At 76.7% G+C, this 25,580-nt stretch carries 12 protein-coding genes and 1 pseudogene; 5 read left to right on the forward strand and 8 right to left on the reverse strand.

The features are described from left to right. Positions 1–22: 22 nt before the first annotated feature. The 4 genes from ABEA77_RS19660 to ABEA77_RS19675 form a co-directional block, all read right to left on the reverse strand. Entirely contained in the window at positions 23–3,547 is a 3,525-nt protein-coding gene (locus ABEA77_RS19660; RefSeq protein WP_345649084.1) for an amino acid adenylation domain-containing protein, read from the reverse strand. Then, positions 3,540–13,256, reverse strand: coding sequence for an amino acid adenylation domain-containing protein (locus ABEA77_RS19665; protein WP_345649087.1), 9,717 nt, complete (start codon positions 13,254–13,256; stop codon positions 3,540–3,542). Before ABEA77_RS19665 ends, ABEA77_RS19660 begins: the two co-directional genes overlap by 8 nt. Positions 13,257–13,394: 138 nt before the next feature. Next, positions 13,395–17,507: an amino acid adenylation domain-containing protein gene (locus ABEA77_RS19670; RefSeq protein WP_345649090.1), complete on the reverse strand. Its 4,113-nt coding sequence runs from the start codon at positions 17,505–17,507 to the stop codon at positions 13,395–13,397. Continuing rightward, positions 17,504–17,743, reverse strand: a complete 240-nt coding sequence (locus ABEA77_RS19675) for an MbtH family protein (protein ID WP_345649093.1) — start codon at positions 17,741–17,743, stop codon at positions 17,504–17,506. Before ABEA77_RS19675 ends, ABEA77_RS19670 begins: the two co-directional genes overlap by 4 nt. Positions 17,744–17,925: 182 nt before the next feature. On the opposite strand from ABEA77_RS19675, the gene ABEA77_RS19680 reads away from it, so the two are divergent. Next, positions 17,926–19,545: a (2,3-dihydroxybenzoyl)adenylate synthase gene (locus ABEA77_RS19680; RefSeq protein WP_345649096.1), complete on the forward strand. Its 1,620-nt coding sequence runs from the start codon at positions 17,926–17,928 to the stop codon at positions 19,543–19,545. On the opposite strand, the gene ABEA77_RS19685 is transcribed toward ABEA77_RS19680, so the two are convergent. Beyond that, positions 19,524–20,879, reverse strand: coding sequence for a YbfB/YjiJ family MFS transporter (locus ABEA77_RS19685; protein ID WP_425588328.1), 1,356 nt, complete (start codon positions 20,877–20,879; stop codon positions 19,524–19,526). The two genes, ABEA77_RS19680 and ABEA77_RS19685, sit on opposite strands and share 22 nt — an antisense overlap. A gap of 163 nt (positions 20,880–21,042) precedes the next feature. Here ABEA77_RS19685 and ABEA77_RS19690 point away from each other — a divergent pair, with 163 nt between their 5' ends. Continuing rightward, positions 21,043–21,333, forward strand: a complete 291-nt coding sequence (locus tag ABEA77_RS19690) for a putative quinol monooxygenase (RefSeq protein WP_345649099.1) — start codon at positions 21,043–21,045, stop codon at positions 21,331–21,333. 140 nt (positions 21,334–21,473) lie between these two features. After that, complete coding sequence (locus ABEA77_RS19695; protein WP_345649101.1) at positions 21,474–21,704, forward strand: hypothetical protein; 231 nt, start codon at positions 21,474–21,476, stop codon at positions 21,702–21,704. A gap of 84 nt (positions 21,705–21,788) precedes the next feature. Here ABEA77_RS19695 and ABEA77_RS19700 read toward each other — a convergent pair whose 3' ends face one another. The 3 genes and pseudogenes from ABEA77_RS19700 to ABEA77_RS19710 form a co-directional block, all read right to left on the reverse strand. Further along, positions 21,789–22,664, reverse strand: coding sequence for an SGNH/GDSL hydrolase family protein (locus ABEA77_RS19700; RefSeq protein WP_345649103.1), 876 nt, complete (start codon positions 22,662–22,664; stop codon positions 21,789–21,791). Between the two features lie 341 nt (positions 22,665–23,005). After that, positions 23,006–23,233: a hypothetical protein gene (locus tag ABEA77_RS19705; protein WP_345649106.1), complete on the reverse strand. Its 228-nt coding sequence runs from the start codon at positions 23,231–23,233 to the stop codon at positions 23,006–23,008. Positions 23,234–23,411: 178 nt separating this feature from the next. Further along, positions 23,412–23,671 (reverse strand): annotated as a pseudogene (locus tag ABEA77_RS19710) (SpoIIE family protein phosphatase); the annotation flags it as partial. 268 nt (positions 23,672–23,939) lie between these two features. Here ABEA77_RS19710 and ABEA77_RS19715 point away from each other — a divergent pair. Together ABEA77_RS19715 and ABEA77_RS19720 are read left to right on the forward strand one after the other, a co-directional pair. Next, positions 23,940–24,425 carry a hypothetical protein gene (locus tag ABEA77_RS19715; protein WP_345649109.1) on the forward strand — a complete coding sequence of 162 codons (486 nt, stop codon included), beginning with the start codon at positions 23,940–23,942 and terminating at the stop codon, positions 24,423–24,425. Continuing rightward, positions 24,418–25,569 (forward strand): nitric oxide synthase oxygenase, encoded by a 1,152-nt coding sequence (locus ABEA77_RS19720; RefSeq protein ID WP_345649112.1) that lies wholly within the window; start codon positions 24,418–24,420, stop codon positions 25,567–25,569. The genes ABEA77_RS19715 and ABEA77_RS19720 overlap by 8 nt, the downstream gene beginning before the upstream one ends. Positions 25,570–25,580 lie beyond the last annotated feature (11 nt).

Genomic DNA, 25,580 nt, shown 5'->3' on the forward strand with positions numbered 1-25,580 from the left:
GGGAGCGCAGGGGACCGGCCGCTCAGCCGGCGGCGAGCTCCCGGGCCAGCTCCTCGGGGGTCATCGACGCGACCGCCAGGGTGAGTTCGGCGATCTCCTGCCAGCCGGGGTCGGCCGCGAGCAGCGCACGCGCCATACCGGCGACCGTGTGCGAGCCCAGGACGTCCTGCACGCGCACCGCGTCCGTCTGCGTGAGGTCCCGCAGCCTGGCGACGATCCGGGTGGCGAGCACCGAGTCGCCGCCGCTGCCGATGAAGTCGTCGTCGGGCCCCAGGTCCCGCTCCCGCAGGACCTCCTGCCACACCGAGAGCAGCAACGTCTCCAACGGCCCCGCGGGCGCGGCCGGCTGCCCGGAGTCACGCTCCTCCCACAGGGCTCCGGCGATCGCGGACCGGTCGGGCTTGCCGTTGCGGTTCAGCGGCAGCGCGTCCCGTACGACGACACGGTCGGGCACCATGTAGCCGGGCAGCAGGTCCCCGGCGCCCGCACGCAGCGCCTCCTCGTCCGTGCCGGGGCCTGCCTCGACCATTGCGCGCAGCGAACCGCCGCGCCGGTCGGAGCAGCAGGCCACCGCGCGCCTCACCCCGGGCTGGGCGGCGAGCGCCGCCTCCACCTCGCCCAGCTCGATCCGGTAGCCGCGCAGCTTGACCTGCTGGTCGGCGCGGCCAAGGAACTCCAGCACCCCGCCGGGCAGATAGCGCGCCAAGTCGCCGGTCCTGTACCAGCGCAGACCCTCGTGCTCCACGAACCGGTCGGCGGTGCGCACCGGGTCGCCGCGGTAGCCCCTGGCCAGGCCCGCGCCGCCGATCCACAGCTCGCCCGCCGCCCACTTCGGCCGGTCGCGCCCCTGCTCGTCGACGACCCGGCAGGCGACGCCGCCGAGCGGCGCCCCGTACGGGACGGCCCGCCAGGACGCGGGCAGCGCGTCCGGGTCCTCGACCTCGTACACCGTCGAGTGGATGGCCGTCTCCGTCGTGCCGCCGAGCGCCACGAACCGGCAGCCCGGTACCCGCGCCGCGAGCCGCCCCGGCAGGTCGGTCCCCACCCAGTCGCCGCCGAGCAGCACCACCCTGAGCGAGTCGCCGAGCCCGGTGTCGGTCGCGTCCCCCGCCGCGACCAGCAGCATGTCGAGCAGGACGGGCACGCAGTTCAGCACCGTCACCCGGTGCCTGCGCACCAGGGCGGCCCAGGCGCGCGCGTCGCCGCGCTCCGCCTCGCGCACCACGACGACCGCGCCGCCCGCGGTCAGCGCGGCGAACACGTCGAACACGGACAGGTCGAACTCCATCGCGGACACGCCGAGGGTGCGGTCGCGCGGGCCCAGGCCGTACCGCCCGACGAGGTCCGCGATCGTGTTCATCGCGGCCTCGTGGCCGACCTCCACCCCCTTCGGCTCGCCGGTCGAGCCCGAGGTGAACAGCACATAGGCGGGCGCGAGTTCCGCCGCGCCCACGCCGCCGCCGAGGTGCGGCGCGGGCAGCGGCCCGCCGTGGCCGAGCGCGTCGGCGGGGCGCAGCACCGCGACCCCCTCGCCGGCCCCCGAGGACCGGTCGGTGAGGACGACCCGGCAGCCCGCGAGGGACACCACCCGGCGCAGCCTGGCGTCCGGCTGGTCCGCGCCGATCGGCAGGTACGTGCAGCCTGCGGCGAGCACACCGAGCACCGAGGCGATCTGCTCGGGCCCCTTCGGCAGGCTCACCGCGACGGTGTCGCCCGGCGCCGAGCCCGCGGCGCGCAGCGCGCCCGCCACCCGCAGCGCCCGGTCGGCGAGCTGCCCGTAGCTCAAGCAGCCGTCCTCGCCCCACAGCAGCGCGGGCGCCTCGGGGGCGCGCGCGGCGGCCTCGAAGAACCCGGAGTGCAGCAGCCCGCCAGACTCAGGGCGGGCCGCCGCGGCATCGGCCCGCTCGCGCTCCTGGCGCTGCCGCTCGGGCAGCAGGGCGCCCACCGGGGACGTCCAGGCGGCGGCGTCGCCTGTGAGCCGGTCGAGCAGCCCCGTGAAGGCGGCGAACATCGCGTCGGCGACACCCGGCAGCAACACGTCCTCGCGCACGTCCCAGTTGACGAGCACCTCGCCCGCCACCTCGGTGACCTGCGCGTCGAGCACCACCTGCGGGCCCTGCGAGATCATCCACACCGGCTCGCCGAAGGCGTCGGTCACCTCGGGGGCGAACAGGTCACCGAGCCCCAGCGCGCTGGTGAACACGACCGGCGCCACCACCGGAGAACCCGTCGCCCGGCCCAGCTCCCGCAGCAGGTGCACCCCGGAGAAGGCGGCGTGCCGCGCCCGCTCGTGCAGCTGCGCCTGGAGCCCCAGGGCGCGCTCGGCGAACGGCTCGGGCCGCGACACGTCCGCGCTCAGCAGCACCGACGAGGTGAAGTCGCCGACCAGCCCGGGCACCGCGGGGTCGAGCGGCTCGCGGTCGAACAGCGGCACGTTGAGCAGGAAGCGCGGGTTCGCGCTCCACGCGCCGATCACCTCGGCGTACGCGGTGGCGAACGCCACCGCGAGGGTGACGCCGTGCGCCCTGGCGCGGGCGGCGAGCCCGTCCCGCTGAGCAGCGGTCAGCCGGTGGGCGCGGCGGCCGATGCGCTCCGGGCGGCTCGCCCGCGGATCGGCCGGCAACTCGGGGGCGTCGGGCAGCGAGTCGAGCCGCTCCCGCCACCACCGCGCGTCGCGCTCGACCGCCGCGGCACCCGACTCGGCGCGCTCCGCGAGGTAGCGCCGGTAGTCGTAGGCGGGCGCCGGGGGCAGCGCTCCACCGCTCGCGTAGGCGCGGGCCAGCTCGGCGAGCAGCAGCCGGTAGCTGCGGGCGTCCGCGGCCACCATGTCCACGTCCACGGCCACCCGGGTGCGCCCGCCGGGCAGGAGCGCGAGCCCGATCTCGAAGACCTGGCCCTCCTCGATCGCGAGCGTCTGGTGGGAACGCTCCTCCCGCAGCCGTTCGAGCGCACGGTCCGCCTCCGGCGGGTCCGCCTCGCGCAGGTCGGTCACCGCCACCGGCGGGAAGGGCCGCTCAGCCAGCACCCGCTGCCCCCCGTCCCCGGTCACCTGGGCGCGGAGCATCGGGTGACGCCGGGTCACCTCCCCGACCGCGCGGGCCAGCCGCTCCGGGTCGACCCCCGCGCCGTCGAACTCGGTGTAGAGGTGGGCCGCGACCCCGCCGAGCCGCTGCCCGGGCTCCCGGCCGATCCAGTAGGCGTGCTGGAGCGGGGCGAGCGGGAACGTGCCGTCATCGGCCCCGTCCTGCGCCTCAGCCGCTTCCGCGGGCGCTCCGGCCGCCTGCGCGGCCTCGGGCGCCGGGTCCGCGGAGGCGGGGTCCGCCGCGAGCAGCAGGGCACGCCAGTGCGCCAGGGTCGGCTGGACGGCCAGGTCGCCGAAGGAGACGTCGATGCCCTCCCGGCGCCAGCGCGCGGCGAGCCGCATCAGGCCGATCGAGTCGAGCCCCCACTCGATGAGGTTGTCGGACTCCTCGGGGATCTCGTCCCCCTCGGTCAGCTGGGCGCGCACGTCGCCGATGAGGGCGTCGACGATGCTGGCATCAGTCATGGAGCGTGTTCCGATCACTCGTCGCGGATGAGGTGTCTGCGCCGCCTGCACCGTCGCCCGCGGGGGCGCCGGGCGGCGCGAAGCGGCGGCGCAGCCGGTCGAGCTGGCCGCCGGACAGCGCGACCAGGTTCGGGCGGCGCGGCCCCGGCAGCGCGGGCCGGGCGGCCTCGGCGCCGGCTTCCGGGGCGTCCCGCAGGTGGGCGACGAGCCCGCCGACGGCCTCGGCCCAGCGCGCGGCGAGCCGCTCGACGTCCGCCGCGGGCAGCAGCTTCGGCAGGTACGTCCACGAGACGCGCAGCCGAGGCTCGTCGCCGCCGCCGTCCACCGCCGCGTTGACGTCCAGCACGTGCGCCACCGGCATCGCCGGGTCGCCCGCGCCGCCGAGCGGCCCCGCCGCCGAGTCCAGCGACCAGTCCTCGGCGCCGCCGCCGAACCTGCCCAGGTAGTTGAAGCCGATCAGCGGCTCGGGCAGCGCCGAGAGCACGGCCGTGCTCTCGCCGCCCGCGTACCGCAGCAGCCCGTACTCCAAGCCGTGGTCGGGCAGCCCCGCGACGGTCCTGCCGACCCTGGCGAGCAGCCGACCGGCGTCGGGCCCGCCCGCGGCGACCTCCGCGAGGTCGAGGCCCGACGCGTCGAGCCGTACCGGGAACGCCGTGGTGAACCAGCCGACGGTCCTCGTCAGGTCGGAGCCCGGCACCACCTGCTCCTCCCTGCCGTGCCCTTCGAGGCGTACCAGCGGCGCGGGATCCGTGCCCGTGCCCGCGAGCGCCGCGACCAGCGCGGCGAGCAGGACGCGCTGGGCGTCGGCGCGTCCGCCGGCGTCCGCCGCGTCGAGCGCCGTCGACCCGGCGACCCGCAGCACCTCCCGGGTGAGCGGGGCCGGCAGCTCCGTCACCGTCCTGCGGGTCGCGCCGAGCACGTCCCGCTCGGGCGAGAGCGGGCGGTCCGCCAGCCGAGGCGGCGGCCCGGCCAGCCGGTCGCGCCACGCGGCGGCCCGGGCCGCCGCGTCGGCCGCGACCGCGTTCGCCGTGGCGACGGCCCAGGCGCGGAAGGACGTGCCGACGGGCGCGAGCCGCGCGGGGCGGCCCGCCGCGGCCGCCCCGTAGGCGGCGGCCAGGTCGGTCAGCAGCACCCGCCAGGACACACCGTCGACCACCAGGTGGTGGGCGACGAGCAGCAGGCGCCCCTGCTCGCCGGGCCCGGCGTCGAACCAGACCGCGCGCAGCATCCGCCCCCGGGCCGGGTCGAGCAGCTCCGCCTCGCGCCGCACCGTCTCCGCCAGGGCCCCGGGCGCCGGGACGCCCTCGACGCGGCGCGGCGCTTCGCCGCCGTCGCCGGGCGGCTCGACGAGCAGGCGCAGCCGGGCAGGACCCCCGCCGCCCTCCGGGTCGGGTTCCAGCCGGGCGCGGAGCATGTCGTGGGTGCGTACGACCGCGTCCAGCGCCTCGGCCAGCCCGTCGGCGCGCGCGCCCGCCGGGGTCCTGACGACCACCGACTGAGCGAACCCGGCAACGGGCCCGCCCCGGTCGAGCAGCCGCCGCATGACCGGCGTCAGCGGCACGGGCCCGTGCGCGGGCACCTCGGCCGCCCTCCGCGCAGGCTCGGGCGCCGACTCCTCGGCGAGCCGCGCGAGCGCCGCGGGCGTGGGGGCCTCGAAGACCTGCCGGGGCGAGCACCGCAGCCCCGCGGCGCGCGCCAGCGTGACCAGCCGCAGGGAGCTGATGCTGTCGCCGCCGAGCGCGAAGAAGTTGTCGTCGGGGCCCACCGACGGCAGGTCGAGCACCTCCGCGAACAGGCCGCACAGCACCGTCTCGCGCTGCCCTTCGGGGGCCCGGCCGGCGTCCGGCACCGGGCGCTCCGGGGCCGGCAGCGCCCGCCGGTCCACCTTGCCCGACGAGGTGAGCGGCAGCGCGTCGAGCACCACGATCCACGTCGGCACGAGCTGCTCGGGCAGCACCCCGGCCAGCGCCTCCCGCAGCGCCTCGGGCGCAGGCGGGACGCTCCCGGCCTCCGGCACCGCGTACCCGAGGAGCCGGGTGCCGCCCGGTTCCTCGGCGCGCGGTACGACGGCCGCGGCGGCCACCCCCGGCAGCGCGGCGAGCGCGGCCTCGGCCTCCGCAGGCTCGACCCTGACGCCCCGGATCTTCACCTGGTCGTCGCCCCGTCCGAGGTAGACGAGGGAACCGTCCTCGCGCGTCCGCACGATGTCGCCCGTGCGGTAGAGACGCGCCCCGCCGCCCGAGAAGGGGTCGGCGACGAAGTGGGCGGCCGTCAGATCGGGCCGGCCCAGATAGCCGCGCGCCAGCTGCACACCGCCGAGGTACAGCTCGCCGGGCACGCCGGGCGGCACGGGCCGCAGCGCCCGGTCGAGCACATGCACCCGGGTGCCGTCCACGGGCCGCCCGATCGGGACGGTGGGGCCGGCGCCCGCGGCGTCCCGCGCGCCCTCGTGGCGCGCGGCGGTGACGTCGATGGTGGCCTCCGTCGGCCCGTACAGGTTGTGCACCTCCACCCCGAGCGCGGCGGCGCGCGCCGCGAGGTCGGCGGGCAGCGCCTCGCCGCTGCACAGCAGCCTGCGCAGCGGGGGAGACCCGGCGGGCCGCGCGTCGTCCAGGTAGGCGCGCAGCATCGACGGCACGAAGTGGGCGGTCGTCACGCCCTCGGCGCGGATCAGCTCCGCCAGATAGCCGGGGTCCTGGTGCCCGCCGGGCTCCGCGACCACCACCCGCGCGCCGACCGCCAGCGGCAGCAGCAGCTCCCACACCGCCACGTCGAAGCTGATCGGCGTCTTGTGCAGGACGACGTCGGCGGGGCCGATGCCGTGTGCCTCGGCCGTCCACACCAGCCGGTTGTGCAGCCCCTGCCGGGTCAGCACCGCGCCCTTGGGCTCGCCCGTCGAACCAGAAGTGAACACGACATAGGCGGGCTGGCCCTCCCGCACCGGGGCCGGCTCCGGGCCTTCGAGCCCGTCGGGGACCAGGTCGTCGAGAACGAGCAGCTCGCCGCAGTCGTCGGCGGGCAGCGTCTCGGCGACCGCACGCGTCGTCAGCACGGCCACGGGACGCGCCTGGCCGAGGACGCGGGCCAGCCGCGCCGGGGGCTGGCCCGGGTCGAGCGGCAGGAACGCCGCACCGGTGCGCAGCACCGCGGGCACCGCCGCGATCAGGTCCGCGGAGCGGGGCAGCGCGATCCCGACGAGCCGCTCGGGCCCCGCGCCGTGCGCGGCGAGCAGCCGCGCGATCCCCCGGCTGCGGGCCGAGAGCCACGCGTAGTCGTACGCGACCCCGTCCGCGGTGACCGCCGTCGCGTCGGGGGTCGCGGAGGCCGCCCGGTCGATCGCCGCGACCACGTCGCCCGTGTGCGCCGGTGTCTTCGACGCGGCACCGCGCGGCTCGCCCGGCAGCAGCGGGTCCAGCGCGCCGAGCGGCGCGTCGGGCCGCTCCACGAGCCGCGTCAGCACGGCCCGCAGCCGCTCGGCGATCCCCTCGACCCGCTCCCGGCCGAGCGCGGCGCCCCGGTAGCGCAGCCGCACCGTCAGCTCGTCGCCCGGCTGCACGAGCAGCGTCAGCGGATAGTGGGTGTCGTCGGACGAGTCGATGCCGAGCAGGTCGAGCCCGCCGCGCCGGGCGGTCGCCGCGAGCTCCGCGTGGTCGGCCGGATAGTTCTCGAACACCAGCAGCGTGTCGAAGAGTTCACCGCCGCCCGCCTGCCGCTGGATCTCCGCGAGGCCCAGGTGCTGATGGTCCAGGAGCGCGCCCTGCTCGGCGTGCAGATGCCGCAGCAGCCCGCCGAACGAGAGCCCGGCCTCGGCCCGCACCCGCACCGGCACGGTGTTGATGAACAGCCCCACGGTGCCCTCGGCGCCCGGCAGTTCCGGCGGGCGGCCGGAGACCGTGACGCCGAACACCGCGTCGCTCTCCCCGGTCAGCAGCCCCAGCACGGTGCCCCAGGCGGCGGAGAGCAGGGTGCTGACGGTGACACCGCGCTCCCTGGCCAGCGCCGTCAGCCGCCCCGTGAGCCCTGCCCCCAGCGCGAGGGAGTGCTCCGCGGCGGCCCGGTGGCCGGTGTCGGTCGCCTCGTCCACCAGCCGCGTCGGCCCCGGCAGCCCGTCGAGCGCGGCACGCCACGCCTCGGCAGCCGCCCCGGTGTCCCGGCCGGCGAGCCACCGCAGATGCGCGCGGTACTGGCCGGGGGGCGGCGCGAGCGGACCGCCCGCGTACCCCGCGAGCAGGTCGCGCACGAGCAGCGGCAGCGACCAGCCGTCGAACAGCAGGTGGTGGTTGGTCAGCAGCAGCCGGTGCTCCCCGGCGCCGAAGCGCCCGAGCACGGCGCGCAGCAGCGGCGCGCGCGCCGGGTCGAACGGCGTGGCGCGCTCCGCCTCCACCAGCTCGGCCCAGCGCCGCTCGCGCTCCGCCTCCCCGAGCCCGCCGAGGTCCGCCGCCCGCCACGGCACCCGCACCTCGGCGGCGAAGCGCTGCACCGGGACGCCGTTCCCGTCGTGCCCGAAGGACGCGCGCAGGCTCTCGTGCCGGCGCGTCAGCCCGTCCACCGCGGCACGCAGCGCCTCCTCGTCCAGTTCACCGCCGAGGCGCAGGGTCAGCTGCGCCACATAGGCGTCGGCGCCCTCGCTCGACAGCGCGTGGAACAACAGGCCCTGCTGGAGCGGCGCGAGCGGCAGCGCGTCCCCTTCGCCCTCACCGGGCTGCGCGCCGCCGCCCGCGGCCTTCTCGGCCGGCGCCCCGTCCGCCGTGGCGACGGCCCGCGCCGCGAGCCCGGCGACCGTGGGCGCCGCGAACACGTCGCGCACCGCGAGCCGCAGCCCCGCGGCGCGCGCCGCCGACACCAGCTGGATGGAGAGGATGCTGTCGCCGCCGAGCCGGAAGAAGTCGTCCTCCGCGCCCACCTCCGCCACCCCGAGCAGCCCCGCGACCAGTTCGCACAACAGGGTCTCGCGCGCGTCGCGCGGCGGCCTCGACACCGTCCCGCGCCGCACGGGCGCGGGCAGCCTGGCCCGGTCGACCTTGCCCGAGGGCAGCAGCGGCATGGCCGTCAGCGCCGTGAACGAGGCGGGCACCATGTGCGCGGGCAGCCGCTCCCCGAGCCAGCCGCGCAGCGCCTCCTCGGTCAGCTCCGCGCCGTCGGCGGCCACGTGGTAGGCGGCGAGGCGCTTCGTACCGCCGTCGCTGCGCGCCACCACCGCGGCGCTGCGCACCGCGGGGTGGCCGGAGAGCGCCGCCTCCACCTCCTCGGGCTCGACCCGCATGCCGCGGATCTTGACCTGGTTGTCGATCCTGCCGAGGAACTCCAGCGTGCCGTCGGGCCGCCGCCGCCCGAGGTCGCCCGTGCGGTACAGGCGCGAGCCGTCGGCGGAGAACGGGTCCGCGACGAACCGCTCGGCCGTCCGGCCCGGATCGCCCACGTAGCCGCGGGCCAGTGGCAGCCCGCCCAGGTAGATCTCGCCCGGCACGCCGAGGGAGACCGGCCGCAGCTGCGCGTCCAGCAGATGGATGAGGGTGTTCGGGTTGGCGCGGCCGATGGTGACCGCGCCGCGCTCGTGCCCCGGGCCGTAGACCTCGTGGCTGACCCCGATCGTCGCCTCCGCGGGCCCGTAGCCGTGGTACAGGGTGGCGTCGAGCGCGGCGCGGAAGCGCGCGAAGAGTTCGGGCGTCAGGACCTCGCCGCCGCACCACACGTGCCGCAGGCAGGCGAGCCCCGCCGCGTGCTCCGTGCCGAGCATCACGTCGAGCAGCGAGGACGTCAGATAACAGAAGGTGACGCGCCGGGTGGCGACCAGCCGGGCCAGCGCCTCCGCGTCGTGCTCGTCGCCCGGCGGGCACACCACCAGCGTCGCCCCGGTGACCAGCGGCAGGAAGATCTCGTTCACCGAGATGTCGAAGCCGAGGGGCGCCTTGAACAGCGCCGCGTCCCCCGGCCCGAAGTCCAGCAGCCCGCGCTGCCACAGCAGCCGGTTGGCTATCGCGCCGTGCCGGATCATCGCGCCCTTGGGCGTGCCGGTCGAGCCCGAGGTGTACATGATGTACGCCAGGCTGTCCGGTCCGAGGCGCGGCAGCCCGGGGGCCTCTGCCGGGTACCCGCCGTCCGCGTCGGCTCCGGAGGTCGGCGGCTCGACGGCCGCCGCACCGGACCCGGCGAACTCGGCGGGCTCCCGCGTCACCACCGCGGTGGGCGCCGAGGTACGGACCACCTCGGCGATCCGCTGCCGGGGCCAGGCGGGTTCGAGCGGCACGAAGGCGCCGCCCGCCCTGAGCGCCGCGAGCAGCGCGACCACCAGCTCGACCGAGCGGTCCAGGTGGACGCCGACGACCTTCTCAGGGCCCACCCCGTGCGCCACCAGGTCCGCCGCGAGCCGTCGCGCCCGCGCGTCCAGGTCCGCGTACGTCACCTCGTCCTTCCCGCAGGTGACCGCGATCGCGTCCGGCGTCGCCGCGGCCTGCGCGGCGAACAGGTCCGCGAGGCTCGCCCGGCTGACCGGCTCCGCCGTCGCGTTGAACTCCTCGACCAGCAGGCGGCGGTCCGCCTCCGGCAGGTGCTCGACGCGCGCCACGGACCTGTCGGGGTCCGCGGCCGCCTCCTCGGCGAGCCGGCGCAGCTCACGGCCGAGGCGCTCCGCCGTGGCCCGCTCGAACAGGGCGGTGCTGTAGCGGACCACCGCGTGCGGCCCGGCCGGCCCGTCGTCGTCCACGACCGTGAAACTCAGGTCGAACTTGGCCACGTCGAGGCGCGCGGGCAGTGGTTCCTCGGCGACGCCCGGCAGCCGCAGCGCGTCGGGCGCCGCGTCCACGTACATCAGCATCGTCTGGAACAGCGGGTTGCGGCCCAGCACCCGCGGCGGGTCGACCAGCTCGACGACCCGCTCGAACGGCAGGTCCTGGTGGTCGAAGGCGGCCAGGTCCGCCTCGGCGAGCCGGTCGACGAGCTCGGCGAACGTCGGCGTGCCCGACAGGTCGGAGCGCAGCACCACCGTATTGGTGAACATGCCGATGAGACCGGCGAGTTCGCCGGTTCCGCGGCCCGAGACCGGGGTGCCGAGAGGTACGTCGGAGCCCCCGCCGTTGCGGGAGAGCAGCAGGGCGACCAGGGCGTGCCACACGGCGAGAGGCGGCACCCCGAGCCGGACCGCGAGCGCGCGCAGCGCCGTCACCACGGCCCGCGGCACGGGCACCGTCACCGCCTCGCCCGCCGGGTCGGGCTCCGCGGGCCGCGGCCGGTCGGCGGGCAGCGGGATCTGGTCGGGCAGGTCGCGCAGGGCCTCGCGCCAGAAGGCGCGCTGCCGCGCCATCTGGCCTTCGGGCTCGGCGAGTACGCGCCGCTGCCAGCGCGCGAAGTCGGCGTAGCGCGCGGGCAGGGCGGCGAACCGCGGCTCCCCGCCCGCGGCGCGCGCCCGGTAGGCCCGCGCCAGGTCGGCGCAGAGCACCGACTCCGACCACTCGTCGAACACCAGGTGGTGCAGGACGAACAGCAGGACGTACGCGCCCTCGCCCTCCTCGAAGAGGGTGACGCGCAGCGCGGGCTCGTCCTCCAGGCGGAACACATGGCCCAGTTCGGCCTCGACGGCCGCGTCGAGGTCCTCGAAGGTGTCCTCTGCCGGGCCCGCGCCGCCGCCCGCCGCCCGCCGCACCCGCAGCCCGGCGCCCCTGGCCAGCGCGTCGCCGGTGGCCAGCACCCGGTGCGCGACCGCGCCGTCCCGCTCGCCGAAGACGGCGCGCAGCACCTCGTGCCGCCCGACCACGTCGGCGAGCGCCGCGCGCAGCGCCGCCACGTCGAGCGGCCCGCGCAGCCTGCGACCCAGCGCCACGTTGTACTCGGCGGAAGGACCCGTGCTCGCCCGCAGGAACCACAGCGCGCGCTGCCCCGCCGTGAGCGGCCCCGGGCCCTCCTCGCGGTCGGTGCCGGTGACGGACCGCCAGTCGCCCGCCGCCTCGCGCGGCGCGATGGCCGCGGCGAGCGCGGCCGGAGTGCGCAGCCGCACCACGTCGCGCAGCGACACGTCCGTGCCGAGCGCCGCCCGCAGCCCGGCGACCATCCGCGTCGCCAGCAGCGAGTTGCCGCCGAGTGCGAAGAAGTCGCCGTCCCGCGCGACGCTCCCCGCGGGCTGTTCGAGCAGCTCCGCCATCGTGTCGCGGACCAGCGCCTCCACCTCCGCGGGGGTGCGCGCCGCGCCGCCGTCGGCGGGCTCGGCGTGCTCCGGGTGCTGCGCCGGCGCGCCGGCCGGTACGGGCAGCGCGGAGACGGGCAGCCGGGAGACGGGCGCGTCCGGAGCGGCGACGGCCGCGCGCAGCAGCCCCCGCAGATCGCCGAGGAGCGCGTCGAGCCGCTCCTCGGAGAACAGCGCGGCGTCGCACGTCGCCTCGATCTCCATCTCGCCGTCGACGAGGAACGCCTCGAAGGAGAGGTCGAACTGCGCGGTGCCGTTGTGCACGTTGCGCCACCGGGTGCGCAGCCCGGGCAGCCGGGGGCCCGTCATGTCCTGGGTCAGGAACAGCAGCATGACGTTGAACAGGTCGCCGCCGTGCCGGGCTTCACCGCCCCCGGCCTGCCGCAGCCGGGCCGCGACCTTGTCGTACGGCGCGTCCTGGTGCGTGAACGCCTCGGCGCGCACCGCGTCGGCGCGGCGCAGCAGCGCGTCGAAAGCCGGGTCGCCCGCCAGGTCGAGCCGCAGGACGAGGGTGTTGCCGAAGTTCCCCACGAGGGCCTGCGCCGCGCCCGTGTCGCGGTTCATGCCCGCGGAGCCGACGGGCAGGTCCGTGCCCGCGCCGTGCCGGTGCAGCAGTACGCCCATGGCGGCGAGGAGCAGGGTGAACGGCGTGACGCGCCGCCGGGCGGCGAACTCCGTCAGCACCGCGGTCTCCGCGGTCGGCAGCACGACCGACCTGCGCCGCCCGCCGCGCCCGCCCGGGCGGTCCGCGGGCAGCCGCAGCGGTCCCGGCAGACCCGCGAGCCTGCGCTCCCAGTAATCGAGGTCGTCGCGGGCCGCGCGGCTCTCACCCGCGCCCGCGGTGACCTCCGCGTACCGCGGCTCGATCGCCGCCACGGGCTCCCCGGCGCGGCCCTCGACGGCGGCCGTGTACCCGGCGCCGAGCTCCGCGGCGATGACCGGCCAGCTGCCGCCGTCCCAGGCGATGTGGTGCACCACGAGGCCGAGCACATGCTCGTCGTCGCCCGTGCGCCACAGCGCGGTGCGCACCGGCCAGTCGCGCGCCAGGTCGAAGCGGTGCCCCGCGAGCCGGGCGAGCGCGGCGTCGAAGGCGCCCTCCTCGGCGCCCCTGAGGTCGGTCACCGGCAGCGGCAGGTCGCCGGGCGCGGGCGGCGGATCGGCGATCTGCCGGGGGAGTTCGTCGGCGCCGGTCACGTACCGGGTGCGCAGCACGTCGTGCCGTACGACGAGCGCCCGCAGGGCGTGCCGCAGCGCGGGGACGTCCAGCGGGCCCGAGAGCGTGACGGCGAGGCACACGTTGTAGGCGGCGCCCGTCGCGTCGAGGCGCTGGGCGAGCCACATGTGGCGCTGTCCGTCGCTGAGCGGCGCGAGGCCGCCGTCCTGGGCGGCGGCGCCGTCCGGCCGCGGGTCCTTCCTGTCCTGGCCCGGCGTGCGGCCGAGCCCCCCGGCCGCGAGCCGCCGGCGCACCAGTGCGCGCCGGAGCTCGGCGATGTCGTCGTTGTCCACTGCGGACTCGCCCTTCTGGAGGTTCACGTGGTTCGTCTTCGCGCGTCGTGCGGGGGAGGGGGCGCGCCGGGCGGGGCCCTCGGGCCCGGCAGGCGCGGGCCGCTGGGGAGTGTCCGTATTGTCGCGAGCCATACGTGGCTGTGCGGACACGGCCCGGCCCCGCGATCAGCCTTCCGGGCCGGCCCGCCGCAGCTCGGCGCGGAGTTCCGCGCCGATCGCGGCCAGCGGCTCCGGCCGGGTGAGCTGCCAGTGGGTCGAGGCGACGGGCAGGGTGCGCACCCGGCCCGTGACGTGCGGCCGCCACAGCGAGGCCGGGCTCGGATCGCGCGGTCTCACCTCGTCGGCCGCGTCCACCAGCAGCAGGTCGCCCGGGAACACCGGGGCGGGTTCGAGATGGCGCAGCCCCGCCGAGTGGCTCCAGCTCGTCGCCACCGACCAGAGCTCGTCGGCGCTGAACCCGGCGAGCGGACCGCCCCGCTCCGCCACCAGCGCGAGCGCCTTGCGGGCCGTCAGCTCCTCGCCCTCCGGCACCGGGTAGCCGTTGACGGCGAGCAGCCTGGCCAGGTTCACCGCGACGCCGCCCGTGCCCGCGGTGCCGCCGAGCCGGTGCGCGGGCATGGCGTCGAGCACGGTCAGGCTGCCCACGGTCTCGCCCGCCGCCGCGAGCCGGCACGCCATCAGGTGGGCCACGCTGCCGCCGAGTGACCAGCCGAGCAGGTGGTAAGGGCCCGAGGGCTGCCGCTTGCGGATCACGTCGACGTACCGGGCCGCCATGTCGTCGAGGCTCGTCGGCAGGTCGTCTGCGCGGGTCAGGCTCTCCGCCTGGACGCCGTAGAGCGGCCGGTCGGGCACGTGCCGCAGCAGGCCGGCGTACGGCCAGGCGAGGCCGGTGACCGGGTGCACGCAGAACAGCGCGGGCCCGCTGCCTCCCGCGCGCAGCGGCAGCAGCACACCGTCCGCGATCCTGGCGGGCTGCGCCGCGGCCCCCGAGTCGATGTACGCGGCGAGCGCCGCCGCCGTGGTGTGCTCGAACAGCGCGCGCACGGGCAGCGGAGTGCCGAGCGCCGCGCGCGCCGCCACCACGAGCCTCGTGGCCAGCAGCGAGTGGCCGCCGAGCGCGAAGAAGTCGTCCGTCACACCGATGTCGGAGCGCTCGAGCGTAGCCCTGAACAGGTCGAGCAGCCGCGCCTCTGTCGCCGTGCGGGCCCGCTGCGCGGCGGCCCGCCGCTCGGGCACCGCCGCCGCGAGGGCCCGCCGGTCGACCTTGCCCGAGGGGAGTGCGGGCAGCCGGGACGCGATCACGATCTCCGCGGGCACCAGATGCCCCGCGAGCCGCGTACGCGCCCAGGCCCGCAGATCGCCGACGAGCGCGTCGGCCGGATCCGAGACCACGGTCCCGAGCACCCCGCCGGCGCCTGCGTCGTCGCCGGCTTCCGCGACTGCGGCCTCGCGCGGTGCGCCTGAGGGCTCCTCGGGCGGACGCGCCACCGAGGTGCCGGCCGCGCCGCCGGCCGGCGGCGCGGCCTGTTCGCGTGGTACGCAGAAGGCGACGAGGCGGTGGTCGCCGCGGGCGTCGGCGGGGGCGATCACCGCGGCCTGGCGGACCGCGGGGTGCTCGCCGAGCGCCGCCTCCACCTCTTCTGGTGCCACCCGCATGCCGCGTATCTTGACCTGGTTGTCGACCCGCCCCGCGAAGCGCAGCCTGCCGTCGGGCAGCCGCGCGGCGAGATCGCCCGTGCGGTACAGCCGGGAGCCGTCCGCCGCGAACGGGTCGGCCACGAACCGCTCGGCGGTACGGGCCGGGTCGCCGACGTAGCCGCGCCCGACCAGCAGGCCCCCGATGTACAGCTCGCCCACGACGCCCGTGGGCACGGGCCGCAGGAACCGGTCGAGCACATGCACCGCGGTGTTCGGGTTGGGCCGCCCCAGGGTGGGCGGGCCGCCGTCCTCGCCGGGTCCGCGCACCTCGTGGGTGACGCCGACCGTGGTCTCCGCGGGCCCGTACCCGTGGTACATGGTGGCGCCGGTCGCGGACCTGAAGCGCGTGTACAGCTCGGGCGTCAGCGGTTCGCCGCCGCACCACACGTGGCGCAGCGCGGGCCCTGCCGCCTCGGCGAAGCCGGGGATCTCCAGCATGGCCGCGAGCATTGAGGAGACGACGTAGCAGAAGCTGACCCGCTCCTCGGCCATCAGCCGCAGCAGCGCCTCGACGTCGCGCTCCTCGCCCGGCGCCGCGACCACCAGGCGGGCGCCGGTCACGAGCGGCAGCAGGATCTCGTTGATCGAGATGTCGAAGCCGAGCGGCGCCTTGAACAGAGCTGCGTCGCCAGGCCCGTACCCGAGCAGACCGGCCTGCCACAGCAGCCGGTTGGCGATCGACCGGTGCCGGATGACCGCGCCCTTGGGCGCGCCCGTCGAGCCCGAGGTGTAGATGACGTACGCGGCGTTGTCGCCGTGCGGCCGGCGCGGCGGCGGACCGTCCTGCTCCCCCCGGGGCCCGGCGTCCGCGGCGGTGACCAGCACCCGCGTCACGCCCTCGGGCAGGTCGGCGTCCCGCGCCGCGCAGACGACGCCGACCTCGGCGTCGGACACGATCGCCCGCACCCGCGCCCGCGGCCAGGCCGGTTCGAGGGGCACGAAGGCGCCGCCCGCCTTGAGCACCGCGAGCAGCGCCACGACCAGTTCGGGCGAGCGGTCGAAGTGCACGCCCACGCGGCGCTCCCCGTCCACGCCGAGCTCCCGCAGCCGCCACGCCAGCCGGTCGGCCCGTGCGTCCAGTTCGCGGTAGGTCAGGGAACGGCCGCCGTACCGCAGGGCCACCGCCTCCGGGTCCCGCGCCGCCGCCTCCTCGAACAGGTCGATGACGGTCGACTCGGAGACCGGTGCGCCGGTGGCGTTCGCCAGGCGCAGCGCCTCGTGCTCGGCCCCGGTGAGCGGGTCGACGCCCGCCGCCGTCAGGGCGGGGTCGCCGACGACCTCGTCCGCGAGGTGCGCGATCCGCTCCGCGATCCGCTCCGCATCCTGCGCGGACACCGCGTTCGGCTGGTACTTGAGGGTGAGGGAGAGCGGGTCGCCCGGCACGGCGACGAGCACGAGCGGGTAGTGCGTGGCGTCCCAGGAGCCGCCGGACGAGAGGGTCAGGTCCGCGCCCGCGCGCAGCTCGGCGCCGGGGCCCCCGGGGTAGTTCTCGTACACGACCAGTGTGTCGAAGAGTGTCGCGAGGCCCGCCTCGCGCTGGATCTCGCCGAGCCCGAGGAAGGGCGCGTCGAGCAGCGCGGCCTGCTCCCGGTGGAGACGGACGAGCAGGTCGGAGAAGGCCTCGTCGGGGCGCAGACGCACCCGTACGGGCACGGTGTTGGCGAACAGACCCACCATCGCGTCGGCGCCCGGCAGCTCGGGCGGCCTGCCGGTGACGACCGTGCCGAAGACCACGTCGTCGCGTCCGGTCAGGGTGCCGAGCAGCAGCGCCCACAGGGCCTGCACGACGGTGTTGGCCGTCACGCCGCGGCTCCTGGCCAGCGCGGTCAGCCGCGCGGAGAGGCCGGCGGAGCAGGGCACGGGGACCCGACCGGGCTCCGCGGGCGTGTCGGAGTCCTCGGCGCCCGGCACCAGCAGCGTCGCGTCCTCGACCCCGGCGAGCGCCTCCCGCCAGGTGCGCCGCGCCGCGTCGGCGTCCTGGTCCGCGACCCACTCCAGGTAGTCGCGGAACGGGCGGGCCCGCGGCAGCGCGTCCTGCGCGCCGCCCGCCGCGTAGAGCGCGCCGAGGTCGCCCACCATGACTGGCACCGACCAGCCGTCGAGCACGATGTGGTGGGCGGTCAGCAGCAGCCGGTGGCGCTCGGGGCCAAGACGTACGAGCGAGGCGCGCAGCAGCGGCGGCCGGTCGAGCGCGAACGGGACGGCGCGTTCCGCCACGGCGTGCAGCCGTAGCTCCTCCTCCTGCCGCGCAGGCGGCAGCGCCGACAGGTCGGCCTCGCCCCAGGGCATGGTGAGCCCGTCGAGCACGACGCCGATCGGCTCGTCGGTCTCCTCGGCGACGAACGCGGTGCGCAGCGCGGGGTGCCGGTCGAGCAGGGCGTCGGAGCAGCGCCGCAGCAGCGCGGCGTCGAGCGGCCCCGCGAGGTCGAGCGCGAGCTGGTAGCGGTAGACGTCCCCGGTGCCGAGTGAGGCGTGGAAGAACAGCCCCGTCTGCAGCGGCGAGAGCGGCAGGACGTCGGAGACGGCGCCCAGACCGGTGCCGCCGTCCGTCCCCGCGGCCTCCGCCGGGCCTGCCGTCATCGGGACGTTCCCGGCCGTGCGGCGTCCGCCGCCATCTGCCCGGCGAGGCTGCGCGGCCGCATGTCCCGCCAGTTCTCCCTGACGTGGTCGAGGCAGGCGTCCCTGTCCGCGGGTCCGTGCTGGACGACCCAGCCGCCGGGTATGTCGGCGAAGGTGGGCCACAGGGAGTGCTGGCCCTCCTCGTTGACGAGAACGACGAACTCGCCGTCCGGGTCGTCGAACGGATTCTCCGGCATCGCGATGGACTCCTCACTCGGCGGGGGCCCGATGGCGTGCGCTACCATCGGCGCTGGTTAGGTAAGGCTAAGCTTTGTTCATGATCGCGGCAAGGCCATCCTCGACGTGACCGGTCATCACACCGCCGTCCGCACCACGGGATCGTCCACGCGCCGCGCCAGGAGCCAGGGGAGAGTCACAGATGACGGAAGGCTTCACGCCATGGCCGGCGGACCGGGCGCGCCGCTACCGGGACGCGGGCCACTGGCTCGGCCGTCCGCTGGGCACGCTGCTGCGCGAGCGCGCCGCCGAGCGGCCCGCGCACACCGCGCTCGTCGCGGGGGAGCGGCGTTACGACTACGCGGCACTCGACACCTGGGCCGACGAGATCGCCGCAGGACTCATCGGGCTCGGGCTCGCGGCCGGCGACCGGCTGCTGGTCCAGCTCGACAACCGCGCGGAGTTCGTCCCCCTCTGCTTCGCCGCGTTCCGCACCGGAGTCGTACCCGTCCTCATCCCGCCGAGCCACCGCATCGCGGAACTCGACGCCCTCGCCGGGCTCTCCGGTGCCGCCGGCTACGTCATACCCGGCGCAGGCGGCTTCGACTACCGCGAGCAGGCCGGGGAACTCCGGCGCAGACAGCCCGGGGTGCGGCACGTCGTCGTCGCGGGGGAGCCGTACGGGAACGGCGAGGGCACCGTGGACCTCACCGACCTCCCGCACCCCGCGGGGGCCGCGGGCAGACCCGAGCCCGCCCCGGACGGCATCGCCGTGCTGCTGCTCTCCGGCGGCACCACCGGCACCCCCAAGCTGATCCCGCGCACGCACGACGACTACCACTACAACGCGCGCGCGAGCGCGGACGTGACCGGCCTCGGCCCCGAGGACGTCTACCTGGCGGCGCTCCCGGTGACGCACAACTTCACGCTCGCCTGTCCCGGAGTGTTCGGCACCCTCTCCGCGGGCGGCACGGTGGTCCTCGCGCCCTCGCCGAGCCCCGAGGACTGCCTCGCGCTGATCGGACGGGAGCGGGTGACCGTGACCGCCACCGTGCCCTCGGTGGTCCCGCTCTGGCTCGAAGAGGCCGCCACCGGCCGCTACGACCTCGCGAGCCTGCGGCTCCTCCAGGTCGGGGGCGCCGTCCTCGCGCCGCGCCAGGCCGCCGCCGTGCGCCCCGGCCTCGGCTGCACGCTCCAGCAGGTCTTCGGCATGGCGGAGGGCCTCCTCAACTTCACCCGGCTCGACGACCCGGAGGAGCGCGTCCTGACCACCCAGGGCCGCCCCCTGTCCCCGGACGACGAGGTCCACGTGGTCGACGAGGACGGCGGGCCCGTGCCGCCTGGCGAGGCGGGCGAACTCCTCACCCGCGGCCCGTACACGATCAACGGCTACTACCGGGAGCCCGAGCGCAACCTCTCGTCCTTCACCCCCGAGGGGTTCTTCCGCTCGGGCGACGTGGTGCGCCGCGACGCGGACGGCTGCCTGACCGTCGTCGGACGGGTCAAGGACCAGATCAACCGGGGCGGCGAGAAGATCGCCGCCGCCGAGCTCGAAGCCCATGTCGCCGCGCACGACGGGGTGCGCCAGGTCGCGGTCATCGGCGTGTCGGACGAGGCGCTCGGGGAGCGCGTCTGCGTCTGCGTCGTACCGGACGGTACGCCGCCGACCCTGCGCGCCCTCAAGCGGTTCCTGCGCGAACGGGGCGCCAGCACCCTGCTCGCGCCCGACCGCCTGGAGATCCTCGACGACCTGCCGCTCACCGCGATCGGCAAGGTGGACAAGAAGGCGCTCGCCGCGCGCTACGCGCCGGTCCTCGACTGAGCCCCGCGTCCGGGGGAGGCGCGGCCCGGCCCTGCCGGTTCCGGGCCGCCCGGCGTGCCGTGCCCGCTCCCCGGCTCCGGCATGCGGTGCGGGAAGCCGGCGCGCAGCGCCCCCGCGCACAGCGCCGCGGCTCCGGTCACCGCGGCGGCCAGGAGCAGGGCGTGCTGATAGCCGTGGTGCAGGAGCGGGGCGACGGCGAGCGGCCCGGCGATCTGCCCGGCGGAGTAACCCGCCGTCAGCAGGGCGACGGAGCGCGGGAAGCGCAGGTGGGCCCCGATGGCGAGGGCGAGGGTGGACACGCCGAGGAACGTCCCGCCGAAGAGGACGGCCGCGGCCAGTGCGGCGACCGCGCCGCCCGCCACGGCGGGCAGCGCGGTGCCCACCGCCTGCACCACCAGCGCGGCGGCCAGCAGGCCGGGTCGGGTGAAGCGGCGGCCGAGCGCGGTCCACAGGGCGGAGGCGGGGACGGCAGCGAGCCCCACGAGCACCCAGGCGCCGCTGCCGAGCGCGCCCGGCGATCCCCGGCCGATCGCCGCGACGAGGAACGTCCCGGCGACGACGTAGCCGACGCCCTCCAGGGTGTAGCCGGCCAGTAGCACCCCGAACCACCGGTGCGTGCGCGGTGGTTGCTCCGCGGGCGAGCCGCCGCCGCGGGCCCCCGTCACGTCGGCGCCTCCCGGGCCACCGCGGGCCGCCGTGTCGCCGGGGGCCGTGGCGCGCTCGGCGTGCCGGGGCCGCGCTCCGGTCGCCGCGTCCCCGGCGCGCGGCGCCGACGACGCGGCGGCGAGCAGCGCGGTGAGCGCCGCCGACGCCCACCAGGCGGCCCGCCAGTCGGCGGCCTGCCGCAGGGCCAGGACGAGCAGGCCGGACAGGGCGATGCCCGCGCCCACCCCGCCGAAGGCCCAGCCGGACAGGTGCGCGGGGCCGCCGCGCAGCCGGTGGAGCAGCCCGGTCACGGCGATGACGAAGACCAGCGTGCTGGCCGCCCCCGCGACGCAGCGCAGCCCGAGCCAGACCGAGGTGTCCCGGGTGAGCGGCATCGCCGCGACCGTCGCGACCAGCACCGCGAGCGAGACGCGCAGCGCCGCGCGGGAGCGCGCCAGGCGGGGCGAGAGGCTGCCGGCCAGCGCCCCGGCCAGGTAGCCCGCGTAGTTCGCGGTCGCCAGGTCGGCGCCCGCCGCGGCCGTCAGGCCCGCCTGCGCCTGCATCAGCGGAAGGATCGGCGTGTACACGAAGCGGCCCACCCCCATGCCGGCGCCGAGCGCGGCCCCGGCCCGCAGGACGTGGGGCCAGGGGGAGCCTCCTGCGGAGGCGGACGGGGGCTCTGCTGCCATGGCGGGGACCTCGCGGAGAACGGGAACGGCGGGCGCGGCGGCCGGGGCCCCGCCACGACATCGTGGCCGCGGGGCGCGGGGGCGCGCCACGACCTGTGTCCTCCCTGCTGGGAGACAGGGCCTCCCAGCGCGCGGCCCGAGCCCGGGGATAAGGTGCGGGACCATGCCGGAACTCCAGGTCATCGCCCGTTACACCGTCGCAGAGGACAACGAGGAAGAGGTGCTCGCACTGCTCTCGGACCTCGCCGCCGCCAGCCGGGCGGAACCGGGGAACCGCGCGTTCGTGGTCTACCGCCAAGTGGACGACCCGCGCGGCATCGTCCTGCTTGAGCGGTACGCCTCGCGCGAGGCGTTCGCCGACCACCGCGAGACCCCGCACTTCAGGGACCTCGTGCTCGGGCACATCGTGCCGCTGCTCGACAGCCGGGTGGTGGAGCTGTACGACGCCGAGTAGGCCGGCCCGGATGCGGGGCCCGTGTCCTGAGGCCGGAGCAAGAAGCTCACCCGGAAGAGGCAACTCGCCGCGCGGATCGGTACGGACGGCGCCGAACGGGAGAAGGAACCGTCGTCCCTACCACACGCAGGAGGAACCGAATGCGCAAGAACATCGCCCGCGCCGCGGCCGTCGTCGCTCTCGGCATGGCCGCCATCGTCCCTGTCACCGGCACGGCGTTCGCGGACGGTCACGACGGCGGCTACGGCTACCACCACCACCACGAGCACGGCGTCGGCTTCATCGGCGGCGAGGGCAGCTACACCAACATCGGCGGCCCCTACGGCATCACGCACGCCGAGGGCGGCTTCCTCGCCGGCGGCGCCCGCTAGTCGCGGCACCCGGCGTCTCGCACCAGGACGCGGGACGGGCCCCGTCCCCCGAGACCGGGGGGCGGGGCCCGCGCCTGTGCGGGGTCAGTCCTCGCCGAGCACGGACAGGGTCCGCTCGGCCATCTGCCGCTCGCCCGTGGCGTTCGGGTGGACCGGCACGAAGTTGGTGCCGAACAGGACGGGCTCGATCCAGCGCGTGCTCGCCGGTGCGCACGCGTCATGGCCCTCGGAGGCCGCCGCCATGTCCACGAACGTCGCCCCGGTGTCCGAGGCCGCGCGCCGCACCGCCGCGTTCAGATGGGTCTGGAGGTCCCGCAGGTACGGCACGTCGCCCGCCGCGATCGGCATCTTCGCGAAGCAGCCGGGGGTCGCGGCGGCCGGGAGGATCCACGGGTAGCCGAGCACCGCGACGCGGGCGCCGGGAGCCTTGGCCCGCACCTGCTGGAGCGCCGAGCGCACCGCCGGGTAGGTGGTGGTGTCGATGGTGTGGTCGAACGAGTCCCCGTACAGGGCCTTGCACGGCGCGCCCTGGCCCGCCGTGACCACCCCGGCGGACCCGCAGGCGAGGATCGCGTCGATGAAGGTGTCGCTGTCGTTGCCGCCGATGGTCAGTGTCACCAGCCCGGTGCTGTCGCTGAGGGCGTCCAGCTGGGGCGCGACCCCCGGGTACTGGGCCGAGGCGAAGTCCTTGGTCTCGGCGCCCCCGCAGGTCACGTCGGTGAGCCGGGCGCCGATGCGGTCGGCGATCACATGCGGGTAGTCGGCGGTGGAGCGGGCGCAGAGCAGGGAGGCGGCCGGGTCGAGGGGCAGGATGCCCGACCCGGCGCTGTAGCTGTCGCCGAGGGCGACGTACGGAAGGGGGGTGGCGGCCTGGGCGGCGGGGGCGGTGAGCCCGAGGGCGACCGCCCCCGCGGCGGCGGCAGCGGCGGTCAGACCCCGGAAGAGAGCGCGCATCGACATCTGTGTTCTCCTCGGATTCGGCGTGAGGCGGCCCGGCACGGGCCGGGTGAACGGAGCGGCGCGCTGCGGAAGTTACTTGCGAGTTAAGTTCCGGTCAACGGTTCGCGCAGACACCGCGCGCGTACGGCTGGAAAACGCCCTCACCGGTCACCGGTCACGCGGGCGGCCCCCACGGGCCCGTGGGGCCCTGCGCCCGTGGGCGCGGCGGACGCCTGCCGGGACGCCGCCCCGCTCCTCGACGCCGCGCTGTGACGGGGGCTGGGGAGGCAGGAAAGGCGGGGAGGCGGGGGAGACGGGGGAGACGGGGAACCGGGGGGAACGGGGAAGGGGCATGGCGGGTGTCAGTAGCGCACGGCGCTGCGTTCGAGCGGCGGGCAGACCGCGGTGCGCTGTCCGTCCACGGTGGCGCCCGCGAACTGGAGCATCGGCCCCACCTGCCGGTTCAGGCCGGCCGGGAAGTTCAGCGCGGGCGCCGACACCTCGTCGGGCGCGGCCCGCTGCTGCTCCGTGAGCCGCACGTCGAGGCCGGCGAGGTTCGCCTCCAGGTGCGCGGCGCTGCGCGGGCCCACCAGGGTCGAGGTGACGCCTGGCTGCTCCCGCTCCCGCCGCAGGTCATCCCGGCGAGGCCGCGCTCCCCCGGCGGGGCGTCGGCCCGCGTCGGGTCCCGGGGTGCGGGCCCGGCCGTGTGCCGTGCCCGTCTGCCGCCGTCCGGCGCCTGCGCGGCCGTCAGACGGCCGAGAGCGTCCGTCATGCCGTGCACCTGCCCCAGGTGTGCCTGTCCACCGCGCCGAGGCGTGCGGTGCGCGGCGCGGTGGACGCGACCGCCGCCATGTCGTCGTGCCGTCCCGTGCCGGCCCACTGGGAGGCCGGTATCCGCACCCGCTCCACGACGGCCTCCGCGGGCGACCCCGCGCCCTCGGCGAGCGCGGCACGCAGCCGCTCCTCCCCGGACAGGTCGTCGCCGAGCGGCCCGCCGCGCGCCTCCGTGTGCCGTCCGTGAACAGCAGGCGGTCCAATGGTGCGGCCCGGGGCTCTGGTTGACGGCGGCACGGCGGCGTCGGCGCCGCAACCCGCGCCGTCCTCGGGCCGGGCCGGGGCGCGGACTAGGCCGTCCGAAGGGCCGAATACACCCAGTGGGTGAAGGCAGGGCCGAGGAGTTTGCCCTCGGTATGTGCCGTGCGGTGAGGTGAGCGCGTCTCCGCCCCTGGACGGCCGCGTCGGCCCGGATGCGGGCGGGACGCCCTCTCTCCTTTCCTGTCGCCCGGAGGCGTCACCATGTCCCGTGAACGCAGTCGCCGTACCGTCGCACGCCTCGCCGCGGCGGCGGCGGCCGTCACCGCCGTGGCAACGGCCGGACTGGCCTCCTGGCAGCCCGCGCAGGCGGACACCGGCCGCCGGATCGACGTGACCGCCGTCAAGCGCGCCGACACCCAGCCGCGGGACGTCCGCGAAGGCGACAGCTGGGTCACCTACCTCGACGTGTACGAGAGCGGGACGGAGCGCCGGGTGGGCGACGGAAGCGCCCGGTGCAGCGCGGTGCTGGTCGACGGCAGGGGAATGATCACCCAGTGCCAGCGGGTCCTGCGGATGCGCGGCGGCGACCTGGCCCTGAGCGCGATGATCGACCGCTTCGGGCCGGGCCCGTACACCGGCGACGGCGCCGTGGTCGGCGGCACCGGGGCCTTCCGCGACGCCTCCGGGCAGGCCCGCGTCACCATGAGCGGCAGGACCGTCTCCTTCCGTATCGACCTGGATGACTGACACCGGCCTGTGGGGCAGTGCCGTCCCGTTCCTGAGCGACCCCGAGACGCCGGGCGCCGAGCACCGTGAGGCCCGGCTCGCGGAGGTGCGGGCCGAGATCGGCGGCACGGGCACGTACCGGCACACGACGGCGGAGCTGGCCCACGGCTGCCGGGTCGCCTGGCGCAACCACGCGCGCTGTGTCGGCCGCCTGCACTGGAAGGCGCTCCGGGTGATCGACCGGCGGGACGCCGCCACGGCGGAGCAGGTGTTCGACGCGTGTGTCGAACACCTGCGCACGGCGAACAACGGGGGCCAACTGGTGCCCGTGATCACGGTGTTCGCCCAGCGCGGCCCCGACGGCTCGGAGATCCGCATCTGGAACCCCCAGCTGGTCCGCTACGCCGGCTACCGACGGCCCGACGGCACCGTCGTGGGCGACCCGCTGCACGTGGACGTCACCAGGGCGGTCGAGGCGCTCGGCTGGCACGGGCGCGGCGGACCTTTCGACATCCTCCCGCTGGTCGTGCAGATGCCGGGCGAGCGGCCGCGGTGGTTCGAGCTGCCCGCCGACGCCGTGCTCGAAGTGCCCTTGTCCCACCCGGAGTTCGCCTGGTTCGCCGGGCTGGGCCTGAAGTGGCACGGGGTCCCCGCCATCTCCGACATGCGGCTGGAGATCGGCGGTGTCCACTACCCGGCCTGCCCGTTCAACGGCTGGTACGTGGGCTACGAGATCGGCGCCCGCAACCTCACCGACACCGACCGGTACGACGTACTGCCCGAGGTCGCACGGGCGATGGCGCTCGACACCTCGCGCAGCGACACGCTCTGGCGTGACCGCGCCCTCGTCGAGGTGAACCGCGCCGTCCTGCACTCCTTCCGGCAGGCCGGTGTGCATCTGGTGGACCACCACACCGTGGCCCGGCAGTTCGTCACGCACGAGGAACGCGAACTGCTCCGGGGCCGGACCACCCCGGCCGACCGGGACTGGATCGTGCCACCGCTGTCGGCCAGCACCACGCCGGTCTTCCACCGCTCCTACACCAACGCGGACCGCTCGCCCAACTTCCACCGCCAGCCGCCCGCCTACCCCGTCCCCGGGCGCGGAGCGGACCCCGGAAGCCCGCCGACCGCAGAGGACGCCTCACCCACCGCCGCGCCCTGAGGAGTCTCGCC

Source organism: Streptomyces tremellae (genome assembly GCF_039540215.1).
Taxonomy (GTDB): domain Bacteria; phylum Actinomycetota; class Actinomycetes; order Streptomycetales; family Streptomycetaceae; genus Streptomyces; species Streptomyces tremellae.

Excerpts from the sequence above, each read along its gene's own strand:
- ABEA77_RS19700 (WP_345649103.1), bottom strand. The coding sequence starts at position 22,664 with ATGTCGATGCGCGCTCTCTTCCGGGGTCTGACCGCCGCTGCCGCCGCC.
- ABEA77_RS19670 (WP_345649090.1), bottom strand. The coding sequence starts at position 17,507 with ATGACGGCAGGCCCGGCGGAGGCCGCGGGGACGGACGGCGGCACCGGT.
- ABEA77_RS19675 (WP_345649093.1), bottom strand. The coding sequence starts at position 17,743 with ATGCCGGAGAATCCGTTCGACGACCCGGACGGCGAGTTCGTCGTTCTC.
- ABEA77_RS19690 (WP_345649099.1), top strand. The coding sequence starts at position 21,043 with ATGCCGGAACTCCAGGTCATCGCCCGTTACACCGTCGCAGAGGACAAC.
- ABEA77_RS19660 (WP_345649084.1), bottom strand. The coding sequence starts at position 3,547 with ATGACTGATGCCAGCATCGTCGACGCCCTCATCGGCGACGTGCGCGCC.
- ABEA77_RS19680 (WP_345649096.1), top strand. The coding sequence starts at position 17,926 with ATGACGGAAGGCTTCACGCCATGGCCGGCGGACCGGGCGCGCCGCTAC.
- ABEA77_RS19685 (WP_425588328.1), bottom strand. The coding sequence starts at position 20,879 with ATGGCAGCAGAGCCCCCGTCCGCCTCCGCAGGAGGCTCCCCCTGGCCC.
- ABEA77_RS19715 (WP_345649109.1), top strand. The coding sequence starts at position 23,940 with ATGTCCCGTGAACGCAGTCGCCGTACCGTCGCACGCCTCGCCGCGGCG.
- ABEA77_RS19695 (WP_345649101.1), top strand. The coding sequence starts at position 21,474 with ATGCGCAAGAACATCGCCCGCGCCGCGGCCGTCGTCGCTCTCGGCATG.
- ABEA77_RS19720 (WP_345649112.1), top strand. The coding sequence starts at position 24,418 with ATGACTGACACCGGCCTGTGGGGCAGTGCCGTCCCGTTCCTGAGCGAC.